The 12,737-nt window shown below is 70.4% G+C and carries 14 protein-coding genes and 2 pseudogenes; 9 read left to right on the forward strand and 7 right to left on the reverse strand.

The genetic code is table 11. The features are described from left to right. Nucleotides 1-47: 47 nt before the first annotated feature. On the reverse strand, nucleotides 48-2,957 hold the full coding sequence (locus ACGFNV_RS36060) for an AAA family ATPase (protein WP_393628440.1): 2,910 nt from the start codon (nucleotides 2,955-2,957) through the stop codon (nucleotides 48-50). A gap of 38 nt (nucleotides 2,958-2,995) precedes the next feature. Here ACGFNV_RS36060 and ACGFNV_RS36065 point away from each other — a divergent pair, with 38 nt between their 5' ends. The 3 genes from ACGFNV_RS36065 to ACGFNV_RS36075 all read left to right on the forward strand — a co-directional run bounded on the left by ACGFNV_RS36065 (nucleotide 2,996) and on the right by ACGFNV_RS36075 (nucleotide 4,162). Continuing rightward, nucleotides 2,996-3,454 (forward strand): hypothetical protein, encoded by a 459-nt coding sequence (locus ACGFNV_RS36065; RefSeq protein WP_393628442.1) that lies wholly within the window; start codon nucleotides 2,996-2,998, stop codon nucleotides 3,452-3,454. Between the two features lie 155 nt (nucleotides 3,455-3,609). Then, nucleotides 3,610-3,774 carry a hypothetical protein gene (locus ACGFNV_RS36070; protein ID WP_393628444.1) on the forward strand — a complete coding sequence of 55 codons (165 nt, stop codon included), beginning with the start codon at nucleotides 3,610-3,612 and terminating at the stop codon, nucleotides 3,772-3,774. A 250-nt stretch (nucleotides 3,775-4,024) separates the two neighbouring features. Next, nucleotides 4,025-4,162: a hypothetical protein gene (locus ACGFNV_RS36075; RefSeq protein ID WP_393628446.1), complete on the forward strand. Its 138-nt coding sequence runs from the start codon at nucleotides 4,025-4,027 to the stop codon at nucleotides 4,160-4,162. Between the two features lie 13 nt (nucleotides 4,163-4,175). On the opposite strand, the gene ACGFNV_RS36080 is transcribed toward ACGFNV_RS36075, so the two are convergent. Beyond that, nucleotides 4,176-4,445 carry an STAS domain-containing protein gene (locus ACGFNV_RS36080; RefSeq protein WP_393628577.1) on the reverse strand — a complete coding sequence of 90 codons (270 nt, stop codon included), beginning with the start codon at nucleotides 4,443-4,445 and terminating at the stop codon, nucleotides 4,176-4,178. 340 nt (nucleotides 4,446-4,785) lie between these two features. Further along, nucleotides 4,786-4,920 (reverse strand): annotated as a pseudogene (locus ACGFNV_RS36085) (SDR family NAD(P)-dependent oxidoreductase); the annotation flags it as partial. A 104-nt stretch (nucleotides 4,921-5,024) separates the two neighbouring features. Between ACGFNV_RS36085 and ACGFNV_RS36090 the strand changes: the two are divergent. Then, on the forward strand, nucleotides 5,025-5,612 hold the full coding sequence (locus ACGFNV_RS36090; RefSeq protein WP_393628448.1) for a TetR/AcrR family transcriptional regulator: 588 nt from the start codon (nucleotides 5,025-5,027) through the stop codon (nucleotides 5,610-5,612). A gap of 1,062 nt (nucleotides 5,613-6,674) precedes the next feature. Beyond that, entirely contained in the window at nucleotides 6,675-7,073 is a 399-nt protein-coding gene (locus ACGFNV_RS36095) for a hypothetical protein (RefSeq protein WP_393628450.1), read from the forward strand. A gap of 54 nt (nucleotides 7,074-7,127) precedes the next feature. On the opposite strand, the gene ACGFNV_RS36100 is transcribed toward ACGFNV_RS36095, so the two are convergent. Beyond that, on the reverse strand, nucleotides 7,128-8,039 hold the full coding sequence (locus ACGFNV_RS36100; protein WP_393628452.1) for a MerR family transcriptional regulator: 912 nt from the start codon (nucleotides 8,037-8,039) through the stop codon (nucleotides 7,128-7,130). 300 nt (nucleotides 8,040-8,339) lie between these two features. Between ACGFNV_RS36100 and ACGFNV_RS36105 the strand changes: the two genes are divergently transcribed. The 4 genes and pseudogenes from ACGFNV_RS36105 to ACGFNV_RS36120 form a co-directional block, all read left to right on the forward strand. Further along, complete coding sequence (locus ACGFNV_RS36105) at nucleotides 8,340-8,579, forward strand: hypothetical protein (RefSeq protein WP_133931978.1); 240 nt, start codon at nucleotides 8,340-8,342, stop codon at nucleotides 8,577-8,579. After that, complete coding sequence (locus ACGFNV_RS36110) at nucleotides 8,579-8,956, forward strand: fic family toxin-antitoxin system, toxin component (RefSeq protein WP_393628454.1); 378 nt, start codon at nucleotides 8,579-8,581, stop codon at nucleotides 8,954-8,956. Before ACGFNV_RS36105 ends, ACGFNV_RS36110 begins: the two co-directional genes overlap by 1 nt. 85 nt (nucleotides 8,957-9,041) lie before the next feature. Next, complete coding sequence (locus ACGFNV_RS36115; protein ID WP_393628456.1) at nucleotides 9,042-9,323, forward strand: hypothetical protein; 282 nt, start codon at nucleotides 9,042-9,044, stop codon at nucleotides 9,321-9,323. 496 nt (nucleotides 9,324-9,819) lie between these two features. After that, nucleotides 9,820-10,518: pseudogene (locus tag ACGFNV_RS36120) on the forward strand (class I SAM-dependent methyltransferase); the annotation flags it as partial. Nucleotides 10,519-10,578: 60 nt separating this feature from the next. Here ACGFNV_RS36120 and ACGFNV_RS36125 read toward each other — a convergent pair. From ACGFNV_RS36125 to ACGFNV_RS36135, 3 genes are all read right to left on the reverse strand, one after another. Next, the gene (locus tag ACGFNV_RS36125) at nucleotides 10,579-10,743 is read right to left on the reverse strand and encodes a hypothetical protein (RefSeq protein ID WP_393628590.1); all 165 of its coding nucleotides are present in this window, start codon (nucleotides 10,741-10,743) and stop codon (nucleotides 10,579-10,581) included. A 946-nt stretch (nucleotides 10,744-11,689) separates the two neighbouring features. Next, nucleotides 11,690-11,860, reverse strand: a complete 171-nt coding sequence (locus ACGFNV_RS36130; RefSeq protein WP_133931976.1) for a hydrophobic protein — start codon at nucleotides 11,858-11,860, stop codon at nucleotides 11,690-11,692. A 230-nt stretch (nucleotides 11,861-12,090) separates the two neighbouring features. Further along, nucleotides 12,091-12,669 carry a hypothetical protein gene (locus ACGFNV_RS36135; RefSeq protein WP_393628457.1) on the reverse strand — a complete coding sequence of 193 codons (579 nt, stop codon included), beginning with the start codon at nucleotides 12,667-12,669 and terminating at the stop codon, nucleotides 12,091-12,093. Nucleotides 12,670-12,737: the final 68 nt, after the last annotated feature.

The following is a 12,737-nucleotide window of genomic DNA, read 5'->3' on the forward strand; positions in this document are numbered from 1 at the left end:
GCCGCGCCGACTGACCGGCCCGGCACCGCCTGCCGCCGTTGACGCCGTCAGAACGCCCATACCTGCCCCAGACCTCCCCTGTCGTGGATGCCGAGCTTGCGGTAGACCCGGCCGAGCGCGTTGTCGACCGTCCGTACTGACAGACCGCACTGGTCGGCGATCTCCCTGCTGGTGTGCCCATGAGCCGCCAGTTGCGCGATCTGCCGTTCGCGCGGGCTGAGTTCCGCCGCCGGAGACAGGTCCGCCAGCGCAGGGGTCGCCGCGTCCTCGCACTGCCGTCGCAACGAGTGGGCGCGGGCTGTGGCCCGTCGGCCGGCCCCCTCCCAGGCCGTGCCGCCCGATGCGCGCCACAGTGCGGCCGCTTCGGCGAGGCATTCGGCAGCCAGGAGCAGCGCGCCCATCGCCGTCCAGGCGTCGGCCACGACCACCAGCGCGTCCGGGTCACCGTCGGCCACCGCGCGCGCATGGGCGGCACGAGCCGCCGCGTAGGGTCCTTGGGCGTCCTCGGCCAGTGCGCGTACGCGAGGGGCCGCGTCCCGGTCGCCCCAGCGGAGCAGATCGTGTTCAAGTGTCAAAGCGCCGGCGAACTCCCCTTCGGCCCGAGCCTCTTCGGCCCCGGTGCGCAGGACGGCTTCCGCCTCGGGGCGGCGCCCCCGGCACCGCAACGACCAGGCCTTTGCGCGCAGCGTGTCAGCCTGAGCGAGCGGGGAGTACGGGTCGGTGGAGCCGGGGGCGAGTGCGGCCGTCTCCGGGGCGCAGCGACCGGCGTATGCCTCAGCCAGCACCAGCCCGGCGAGCGCACGCTGCTCGGCGAATCTGTGTCTGCACAGATGGGCCTGCGCCCGGGCCTCACGGAAGTGGGTGGCTGCCTGCGCACACCGGCCCCGGTCGAGCGCGATCCGCCCCCGCACCCAGCCGAACCAGACGACCAGCGCGGGCACCGGTGAGGGCAGCAGTGCCTCGAGCCCCTCGGACGCGGCCCGCTCCGCCTCATCGAACCGGCCCGCCTCCAGCAGGCCCGCCGCGACGAGGTAGAGGCTGCGCGCCGGATAGAAAACCGCCGACCGGTCGGTGAGCATGCGGTGCGCTGCATGGGCCGCGCGGCCGCTGCGGACAGCGTCCTCGGGCCGTCCCGAGGACAGTTCCACCCTCAGGCGGGCTTGGAGCAGCAGTACACCGGAGTCGGACGGCTCGAGTCCGTCCGGCAGCGGCAGCCACGGGTCGAGCACGGTGCGGGCCCGCGCGGTCCGCCCCGCCGCGGCCAGCAGGGTGGCCTCCCAGGCGGCCATCTCGGCGCACGGACCGCCGCGGCGCCCGGCCTCGTCGAGTACGGCCAGCGCGCGGGTCATGTTGCCGGGCCCATAGAAGTGGTGGACGGCCAGGGTGAGGCCGGCGGTGTGCAGGTACGGCTCTCGGGCAGCGGCGAAGGCGTCTTCCAGGACGGCGATCCCTTCGTCGAACTCGCCCCGCTGTCCCAGGGCCTCGCCGAGCATCAGCCCGGCCCGGATGTTGGGACCGTGTACCAGCGCGGCGCGTGCCAGCCGGCACATGGTGTCCACGTCATCGGCGTGCAGAGCCTGCGCCGCGGCCCGCACCAGCAGGGCGGGATCGGCGGTGCCGGTGGCCTCCAGTTCCCAGCCCGCCAGCGCGAGGGGGTCACCGGCGCGCCGGGCGCCGTGCCCGCGTACCCGGCCGGCCTGGTCCAGCAGCAGGGTCCGGGCCCGGAGCCGGGTGATGCCGGCGCGCAGCAGCCGTGCGTGCATCGGGTGGGCGAGGGTGAGCTGTTCGCGGCGCCCGTCGAGGCGTGACTCGATGAGTTGCTGCCGCTCCAGCTCGGCCAGGGCGTCCGCATCGACGTAGGCCAGGCCGTCCCGCAGCCCGATCGGCCCGCATACCGCGAGGAGTTCCATCAGGGTCCGCTGCGGACCGGCCAGTTCCCGGAGCCGTACGTCGAGCAGGGTGCCCGGCAGCACCGCGGCGAGTGGCCGCGTGAGGCACCACACGCCGTGCACGGGGCTCAGCCGCCCGTCAGCGAGGGCGCTTCGCAGCAGTTCCCTCAGGCACAGCGGGTTGCCGCCGCTGGCCTCGCACAGGGCCCGCAGGGCAGGTGCGGCGACCGGCCCGCCCATCGTGGAGATCAGCAGCCGGGCGCTCTCTTTCTCACCCAGCGGCGACAGCGCGATGTGGCGCAAGGCGTCCTCCCGCCACAGCGACTGCAGCACGTCGGGCCAGTCGGCGCTGTCGGGGAGGGTTACGGCCAGGAAGAGCGAGGAGTCCGCCAACAGCAGTGCGATCAGCGCCAGTGACGTGGGATCGAGCAGCTGGATGTCGTCGACGACCAGGACGGTGCGGGGGGCGGACACGCGGTGCGCGGCCATCCGCCGCCGTACCCGGCGGATGAACTCCGCCGGTTCCTCGGCGTACACGTCCGGGGGCAGCAGCGGCGCCAGCGCCGACAGCGGCAGCGCCCGGGCGCTGTGCGTCGCCTGGACGCGTACGACACGGTGGCCGCCGCGACCGCCCGCCCCGGTCGAGAACTCCTCGACGAGGCGGCTCTTGCCCACCCCGTGCGCTCCTGTGATCACCACCGCTTTGCAGTCCGGTCGGCGCAGCGCGCGGCGGAGCGCCGCCATTTCCGTGTCCCGGCCGGCGAAATGCAGGCGGCCGCTCCCCAAACCCCTGTCCACCGTGGGTCCCCCTCGGCGCCGGGGCGATCCGGCCCCCAACCGGATGGTTCGCCCACGGCGTGTGGCCCGCAGCGTGGCACGCCGGCCGTCGAAAGCGGCCGGGGTGGCACGCGGTTGGCCGAAAGGGAGCGCGGGTTCGTCCGGAAGGCAGGTCGGCACGGAGTAGTGGCCTGCGTCGGTGGAGTAGTCGACTGCTCTGTGCCGCGGCGCGGGGACAGGTGAAGGTGTTGCCACGTCGGGGCAGCGGGCCGAGTGGCCATGCGGGCCCACGGCGTGACCACCGATTCACCACGGGGAAGGAAAACCAGATGCGATCGACAACGCGCCGTCGCCTTGCCACCGGGGCCGTGGGCCTCGCGGCCGCGTTCACTCTGACCGTCCCGGCGGCCGCGGCCGCTCAGCCGCCCGAGCCCGGGGAGCTGTACAAGGTCCAGCTGCTGACCCTGCGCTGCACCAACATCTCGGAGAACGGCGAGGACGAGTTGTACATCAAACTCGACGGTGGTGTCGCGATCCCCACTTCAGTCTGCCGTGAACGGGGCACGATCGACTACAGCGGAGTGGATCCCGAGCGGTTCATCTTCGAGGGCGGCACGATCCTTTCCCTCGAACTGTGGGAGCAGGACACCGATGTCATCGACCCGGACGACAAGCTGGGCGTATTCGAGCTCAATGACAGCCGGGTCGGCACGACCAACCTGGCCAAGATTGTCAAAGGGACCGACTACTCCTACAGCCTGACCTACCGGGTGCTGCCGCTGGACTAGGACGACGTCACTCAGCCGCCGCGCCCCGACTGCACGACGAATGCGGACAGGGTGCGGCGCTGGTCGTCCCCTGGGCGATCGGTTGAGCGAGCGCCTGGCGGGAGCCCTTCGCGTTCGACCCTCACCACGAATCCCGCGCCGCCGTCGCTCCGGGGATGATGATGCACCAGGCGGTCTGGCCCTTCACCCTGCTTGTCATCGGGGACCTGGACGAGTTCATCAGCCGGTGGGCCGACTGGCTCGCCGAGGCGGCGACCGGCCGACTCGCCCACCCGAGCCGCATGCCCGAACGCGACCCCCAGGGCTCCGGGAGGCGATGACCACATGGGGCCGCCTGGCGGCGGCCCCGATCCACGCGGAGTGGTTGTACGGAGCGAGTGCGAGCGGGGATGGGAGGGCGACTCGGCAGGGGAGGGGTTGGGGAGACAGCCTCTCGGGCTCTTCGCCGACCGTGCCCGGTGAGGAGCCCTCCCTACACCTGCATGTGATCTTCGCGTCGGGCTGAGGGCGTCTTACTGTTCCGGTGCGGGCAGGCGTACTGGGAACCTTGCCCCTGCGTGGAGACCAGTCATGACGACCTCCCGCGAACAGCGGCCCAGGCCGACGGAACGCGTGGGGCAGCCGCTGCCGAAGCCGGTGGGCCAGGAGCTGGACGCGGCGGTGCGGCGGCGCTCACATCGAGGAGAAGCCGGGGACCAGCCCGAGTAGAGCGGTCAGGCGTTCAGGGCCTGCTCGATGGGGGGCAAGGGATGGTGTCGACGCCGACCAGCTGCAGGACGCGCAGGACGGATCCCTGGGCGCCGGCTATGCGCAGCCACCCTTGCGTTTCACTCACCTGCTGGTAGGCGGCGACGAAGACGTTGCCGCCGCTGGAGTCCATGAAGGTCACACCGCTGAGGTCCACCAGGATCCGCGGCGGCACCGTGCTGTCTTCGGACATCGGGGCTGTGCTGAGGACGCCCTTGACGTCGTGGTCGATCTCGCCCCGCATGGTCACGACGGGGACGCTGTCGACCACTTCGGGCTCGAAGGAGAGCCGGTGGACCGGTCGGCCCTCTGGTCGTCGGTCACCGTCTCCTCGACTGCGCTCAGACTTGCTCGGGCAGGCGCGCGCGGACGATTCTGCCCCATCGCCGTGGCGACGGGGGACTGAGGGCGCCACGTGGGATCCATAGCGATGGTGACGGCTGTACGGGGCCGGATGAGCACCTGATGCGCGCCGGCTACGCCCTGGACGGAGAGGGCGGCTGTATCGCCGACGCCCGCCACCACGCCGTCGTCTTCCTCGACCAGGCCCACGCCGACCATCACCTGCCCGTGCCTGCACGCGCCAGGGACCTCACCCAGCTGGTGGTCAGCGAGCTGGTCACGACCTCAAATCCTGCGTCGACGAGCGCGAGCGCGGCCGCCTTGCCGATGCCTGACGATGCTCCGGTCACGAGTGCTACCGGCCGGTTTGTGGTCATGTTGGGGCCGGGCCTCCTCAGCGATTGAATTATGATCGTAATGCAATTACTCTAGGATGGGAGTCGGCAAGCGGCCTCGCGGCCGGAGCGGCGAGGAGGAGTGCGTGGCGCGCTACACGAAAGACCACAAGCAGGCGACGCGGCAGCGGATCATCGACGCGGCCGGCCGCCGGTTCAAGAAGGACGGCATCGACGGTTCCGGGATCTCAACGCTCATGGCGGACGCGGGCCTGACCAACGGCGCCTTCTACGCCCACTTCGCCTCCAAGGAGGATCTCGTCGCGAACGCCGTCGCCGACCAGTTGGGCATGCAGAACGCCAGCCTTGAAACGCTGGCGCATGGCCGCGCCGGGCTCGAACAGTTCGTCCGCGCGTACCTGTCCCCCGGACACCGCGACGACCCCGAGAACGGCTGCCCCACCGCCGCCCTACTCGACGAGATCGGCCGCTGCACGGACGCGACCAAGCAGGCGTTCACCGGGGGCATGCTGGCCGTTATCGACGACATCGCAGCCCGTCTGGCACCCGACAACCCGCCCTCGGCACGCGCGCAGGCGCTCAGCGTCTTCGCCATGATGGTCGGGACGCTGCAACTCTCCCGAGCCCTGGCCGACCGCAAGCTCGCCGACGACGCCCTCGACCAGGGCGTCCGCAACGCCCTCGCGCTGCTCGACGCCTCACCTGTGCGGTAGCCCGCTCTTCGCCTCGTGGACGAGCCTGACTGCCCCACGGAAGGCGGCGCGCAGGCGCTGCTGCCCCACCAGAACCCACCGCGGCACGATGAAGTAGCCCGCGCGAGATCTGGCTGCCAGCCACAGATGACGGATACCGCGCCCAGGTGACAACTATTCCAGCCGCGGTGCCTGTAGACACACTTCTCGGCGGCTTCGCCCAGGTTGTGCCATAGGTGCCACCGATCGGCGACCTGGAGGGCCTGCGGGGCCCCGCGAGTGGCGCCTTAAGCGAAGAAGGGAGCATGGTCGCGGCAGACGACCTCGATGCCGGGCCGCTCGGCGAGCCAGGCCGCCAGCGTGTCCGCCTCCCGGTCAGGCAGAAGGTCCACCGGACAATGCTCTCGACGTCGACGAGCGCAGTTCCGTAGACGCGCTCCTGGGTCCTCCTTGGCGGAGCGAGAACACGTCGCGGAGCCGGGACTTGTCGCCGTCGGCGTCGCGGCCGCACTCAAGGCAGGAGCTGCGCCTGCTCACCACGTCAGGATTGGCGCCGCCGGACTTAAGTTGGACCGGGGCCGGGGGAGGATGACGATCGTGGCAATCACGCTGGCTGCTGCGCGACACGGCCCGGCCGGGCCCGAGGTCTGGCGCTTCGGCCGCGAAGACCGCCAGAACCGTCGGCAACCCCCGCCGGGAGGCTGCCCTCGCCCGCCGTGCCGAAGACACACGCGGCGCCGCCAAGTGCAGGAGGCAGCCGAAGGTGAGGCTCAGCGTCCGCTGCGCGCGGACTGCGGACAGAAGTTCACCGACGACCGGTGGAAGGCCGGCGTCCCGGTCGACTGGCGCCGAGAGGGGGGACAGTCACCCGCACTTGTGTGACGACTGCAACTGGTGGTCTGAGGGGGGCTCGGAACGGGGTCCTGCGCGGCTTCGGCAGCCCGAGGCGTGCGCCGCAGGTGATGCGGCAGGCGGCCACCCTACTCGGGCACCTCGACCCGCACCCTCGCCGCGACCCTCGGGCTTTCCACCTCCAGCCTCTACGCCGCCTTCGGCAGCAAGGCTGGACTGTTCGAGGAAGCGGTGCGGACCTACGCCGAGCGTTACCGCGAGATCTACCAGCAGGCTGTCGCCCAGGAGGACGTCCAGACGGTCATCGAACGCATCCTCACCGACTCGGTCCACGAGTTCACCCAGCCAAGCGCCACGCACCCCGGATGTCTCATCAGCAGCGCCGTGATGACCGACAGCACGAGCACGCTCGATACCAGCGCCTACGTCGCCGAGCTGCACAGCTCGAACAAGCAGGCCCTCCTCGTGCGCATCGAACGAGCGATCCAAAACGGGGAACTAGCCGCGGGCACCAACGCAGCGGTCGTGACCGGGCTCATCCAATGTGTCTGGCACGGATGTCAGTGCGGTCCAACGTCGACACGGCTCGCGAGGACCTGCTCGCGACGGCGCATCTTGCTCACGATCTGATCTGCCAACAACTCATGTCGCCAACGTCCTGACCCGCAACACCTAAGCCGTGTTTCAGGTAGCGGGTGAGTCTTGGGCAGACAGTTCTTCCGCCAGTTCCATACAGCGCAGGCGGGCTGGGGAGAAGTCGTAGGGCATCTTACCGGTGGCTTCCAACACGCTCATGGAGTCAGCCTCCCGCCTGCCAGAGCCGAGGTCGGCCTCGCCCTCGCCGTCACCGGCGGTGGCAGGGTGCAAAGTGTCCCAGGCGTCGAAGAGGGCATCGTCGTCCTTACCCAGGCCGGACTCCTCGATGACGGCCTGCAGGGCGCTTTCGAAGGCGTGCCGCTCGACGGCCACTTGAGCCACCCGTGGATCATCGACGGCGACACTGTCATCGAGTGCCTCCTCGGCGTCATCGAGGCGGTCGGAATCCTCCCGCAGAGTCGGATGCGTGGCCAGGGCGACGAAGCGGGTGGCCTGGACGGCCGCGCCGAGCGGACCGAAGATCCGCTCGGTGACCAGCAGACTGTCCAGGTCCGCCTGACGCAGGGAGCCCTCGGGCAGGCTCTTGAGGCGTTCGGTGACGAAGTCGGAGAGCAGGCCCATCCGGCTGCCTTCGGTGCGCATCCGCTGCACGGCGGTCCGTTGCCGCCGCAATTCCGCCTCCTGCTCGGCGAGGGTTTCCTCCAACCGCTCGAGGATGCCCGCGATATCTTCTCCGCTGTCCGCGCCGGCGGAAGCCGTGCCGGTGGTGAAGGCGTCACGGATGTCGTCCAGGGCGATCCCGGCATCGGCCATCTTGCGAATCCACAGCAAGCGGATCATGTCCTCGTACCTGTAGCGGCGGCGGTCATCGCCGCCTCGCTCAGGCTCGGGGAGGAGGTCGATCTCGTGGTAATGGCGAATCGCCCGTGGCGTGCTGCCGGCGAAGGCCGCCGCGTCACCGATCTTGACCTGGCGGGGTGGCATGAAAGACGAATGCATGAGCAGGGACCTTTCCTCAAGGCATCGGGACGTAAGTCCACAGGACCACATGCCGCTACGGAAGGTGCAACCCCATACACACCGCGCCGCGCCAACGCCAGGAACTTGCGCCCTTCCTCCGTATTGACCGCAGGGCCGTCCTTTGCTGCTGCGGCATCCGCACGACGGCAGGCTGAGGGTTCACAGCCACTGATGAACCGCCGCGACCTGAACCGTCGCATGGAACCGAACCGCAAGTTTGTCGAACAGGGTCCGCCGCTGTCGCCCACCCATCGCGGTAACAGCTGTTACCATGCTGGTATGGCGAAGACACAGCTGGGCGCGCGCGTGGACGAAGACGTCGCAGAACTCGCGAAGAAACGCGCAGCCGATCTCGGACTGAGCATCGGCGACTACCTCGCCCGCCTCGTGCACGATGACACCAGCGGCCTGCGCGCCCGCGCGGTGGACGCCGCCGCCCGGTTCCTGGCCGACCACCAATCGGTCTTCGACGAGGCGGAACAAGCCCAGCAGACGCCCCCCGGAGCGCGCGCCGCCTGATGGAACTGCACATCGACGTTCCTTGGATCCTGCAGGTCGCCGAGGCCGCCGGAGCCAACGACCCGGCCCCCGACGACTACGGTGTCCCCCTCTCCGCGGTCGCCCGCCACCGGGCCGAGCTGTTCGAGCAGCCCGTTTACGACGGCCCCTACGCCAAAGCCGCCGCCCTGGTACACACATTGGGCCGGTGCCGCTGGCTGGAGCGCTCCAACGTGGCCGTCGCCGCCGCGTCCGGCGTCATGTACCTCGAGGCCGCCGGGATCTCCGTCAAGCCCAGCCGTGAGGACGCCATCGCCCTGAAGGACCTGCTCCTTGACCCCGCCTGCACCGCGGGGAAGATCGCCGCCCTGCTGCGGGCCTGGCCCGCCACCACCTGAAACGACTCGGTGGCCCGCCCCGCACACGGGACCGGGCCTTGCTGCGGCAGGACACCAACCACCGAGGGAGGATGCGCAATTGGATGTGGGCTCGGTGCTCGGCAACATAGGCCGGATCGCGGCCGGGGTGGGCCGGTTTGCCTGGGCGGCGATGACTGCGCCGACCACAGGCACAGAGGATGACGCCCGGTTCGAGATCGACAGGCTCGCGAAGAAGATCGAAGACGAGGTACCGGAGGAACTGCGGGACCGGGCGTGGGGCCTGGTCCTGGAGGTGCTGCACGAAGTCCCCCGGGAGATCGAGCAGTTGGTGGAGGAACACCAGGAGCCGCATGACGAGACCGAGGAACAGGCAGCCAAGCAGTGAACGCCGGAATTCGTAGACTTCCTTTGTCCCGGCCCGCCCAAAACCCGCTGGCTCGGGGGCGGCCGCGCGCATGTTCCGGCCCGACCGGTGGCCGAGGTCCTGTGTACGTCCGGTGGCCCGTACGGGCGCACCCAGAGCACGCCGCCGTACCGACCCGTCAACCAAGCCAGCCCGGCCGGTACCGCAGGATGCTGGTGCGTTCGCCAGTCGCGGCACCCGTCACCCGGTGCGGGCCCGGGCAACCGCCGCTCTGCCTCGTGGCCCAGTCGACGTCACCACGCCCCTCAAGGTGTGCCCTCCAGGTACGAGCGTCGACCGCTCGGATCGCCGAGGAGCGGCCCAGGCCCATCCGGGTTGGCCTCGCCCGCTGCACAGGCGCGCACTGACCGCGCCGCAACGGCGAGCTCCTCGGTCCCCGGCCATACGGCTGGGGCCCGAGAGCATTCCCGGGTGAGATTTCAGCGAACCGGTCCGCGGCCCGGTCACGGCCCCCAGGATGGGCCGGGTGACCACCAGCACCGCAGACCTCTGGCACCACTACGGCCGCGCCCGCGCCACCCGTGACCGCGCCGTTCCCGGCACCTTCTACTGGAGCTGGGGCCAGGACGCCGGGCCCGGCCCCGAGGTCCTCGGTGACCTGACCGGCCGCTGGGTGGGCGACCTCGGCGCCGGCGCAGCCCGGCACGCAGCACACCTGGCGGTTCACCAACAGCCGGCCCAGGTCGTCGCCGTCGACGCCTCGCCCGCCCAGCACGCCATGGCAACCGACCTCCACGCCGCCCTCGCCCCTCGCCTGCGCCTCGTGCAGTCCGGCGCGGTGCCCCACCTGCAGGCGATGACCGGCACGTACGACGTGCTGTACAGCGTCTTCGGCGCCGTGGACTTCACCGAACCGCGCGAGCTGCTGCCGGCGGCGGCAACCGCTCTCAAGCCGGGCGGGCGACTGGTGTTCGCAACCCTCGCCCACCATCTGAACGGGGCGCCCGCCCAGCCCGATGCAGTGGCTGCCGACATCCCGGCAAAGACCCCGGACGGCGAAGCCACCACGATGCGCCGCTGGGTCCTCCAGGAGCACGTGTGGACCAAGCTGCTCGACGAGGCCGGTTTCACCACCATCACCGTTGACGTGCTGCCCGCCGCCACCGGCGGGCCTCGCACCGCCGACACCCTGCTGGTGAGCGCGTACCACCCGTCCTGGAACAGGGCCCAGCTGCGCCAGCGGCCTGCGGAAGCTGCGCGCGGCGCGGCGAGGGGTTCACGTCCACGAGGCGCTGAACAGGGCGTAGCCGAGCAGGTCGGGCGAGGCGGCGGTGTCGCACACCACCCACACCAGGCGGCCGATGTCGTAGCCGTCGCGGTCGAACATCCTCAAACTGCGGTATCCGGTCAGGTGCTGGGGCGGCCAGTAGACGATCCGCACCGTGCCGGGTGGTCATCAGAATCCAGTGCCACCGCAGGGGCGAGAGGGACTCGGGGGTGGGCGGTGCCACGATTGCTCCCTCCAGGCCGGCCGGGATGGTTAGGGGGGCGCCGGGTCCGCGCCCCGAGACCTCTGGTCACAGCGTCGGCTTCTGCTGTCACGCGAGGAGTTCGGCGAAGAAGCTCTCCAGGAGCTGCTTGTCATCCGGGCCGGTTAGTTCCCAGCCACCGAAGCGGTAGATCTCGTATCCCAAACGACGACGGCCCGCACCGTCGGCGGAAGGCCAGACGGTGCGGGCCGTGCCGGTCGGCGGCTCAGCTCGGGTGAGGGCCGTCGGCCGGTGCGTCGAGGTCGCACCCCCACGTTAGACGGCCCGCACTGCGAGTTCAGCCACGCGAGGTCGACCACGGGCAAGCCGTCGCGCTGGTTGCCGAGCGGCCGGCTGTCCTCGTCGACGCGGACGAACGGCTCACCGTTTCGAGCGCCGCACTCGGCGCAGCGGGCATCGAACCAGTACGAGAGCTCGGTGTGCTCGTCGGTGGGGGCGACGGGGTACTGCTCGCCGTCGTTGTGGAGTTGGACGGTGAGGCTCGCGTTGCACGCGTATCGGCCCGCAGGCGCAGAGCGTCGTCCGGGGCTGAGCAGGCAGGGGAAACGGACAGTGAGGCGGCTGTCTGGACCGGACAGCCGCCTCACTCATGCACGGCGTAAGACGGTGGGCTGCCGGAGGGCAGAGGTGCAGAGCGTCGCGGCGCGCGATGTCGGGGTGGCTGGGGTCCGGTGGTTCGGAGGCGCAGGTTCCACTGCTCACCGGGCCCCAGCTATGAGGCCCGGTTCCCGGGAAGGTGGTAGTTACACCGTTTGCCCGGAGAGATGTCCTGATCCAGGACATGCCTGTGGGCTCCGGGTGCATCCGGAGCCCACAGGCATGCTGCTGCATGGCGGGTTACCAGCGATACCAGCGTCCCTTGCGCCCGCCCGCGTCCGCGGAGCGCATGACGAAGCCGAGCAGCCAGACGACCAGCACGATGACGGCGATCCACCACAGTGCCTTGAGCGCGAAGCCCGCGCCGAACAGGATCAGAGCCAGCAGAAGAACGAGAAGCAGGGGAACCATAGTTATCAACCTCCGTTGCTCCTCGTGCCCGGCGAATGCAAGAACACACGGTCGATTTCCCTGGTTTCTCCACTGCTCTTGCGGGCACTCAACACAGTTTCTCTACGGCGTTGACCTCACCGCCGGATCGATGGACGGCTGTCGGTTCGGTCGAGTTCCACGCAGAGCGGCCGCAGGCACCGCCCGGTACGTGGGTGACGTCTTTCCGGCCGGTCGGCCGCCGCCGTGGCTCAGACGTAGATCATCGGGCAGCCGTACCGCAGTGAGTACTGGGCGGCGCGCAGGTAGAGCGCCACGTAGAAGGCCGCGTCCCGGTCCTCGGCCCACGGACCCGGCCGCACCCGGGCGGTCCGCTCCGCCCCGCCCTCCAGGAACCACAGGCTCAGTGCGAGGTTCTCGCCCGCCGGTAGCGCATCTACGGGCAGTTGGACGGCACCGGCCAGCCGCTCAGCCAGGGCGAGCACCCGCGGGGCCCCGGCGACCGCTGCCTCCTCGCCGGAGTACGCGGTGCCGACGGGGAGCACGATCTCCTCCTCCAGCGCGAACGGCACCAGCACGCTCCAGTCGAGGAGGGCCGACAGCTCCGCGTCGGTCAGCCGCGTTCTGCACAGCGCCACGAAGCCGTCCATGGACGGGCTGACCTTCTCCTCGAACCAGCCCGGCGCCTCCCGTGCGGCCTGCCGTAGCTCATAAGGGGGCAGTCCGCGTCGCTCCAGCTCGCTGGCCAGCGCGGCGGCGATGTCCCCGTACCCGTCCTCCCCCGGCTGCGACCAGTCCTGCGCGGTGACACTCACCAGATAGACACCCATGATCGCAACGTACCGGCCGCCACCGACAACGTCCCCGGCCCCTCGTGACCACCGGGGTGAGCAGGCGC

It is taken from the genome of Streptomyces sp. NPDC048751, assembly GCF_043198595.1.
Classification (GTDB): domain Bacteria; phylum Actinomycetota; class Actinomycetes; order Streptomycetales; family Streptomycetaceae; genus Streptomyces.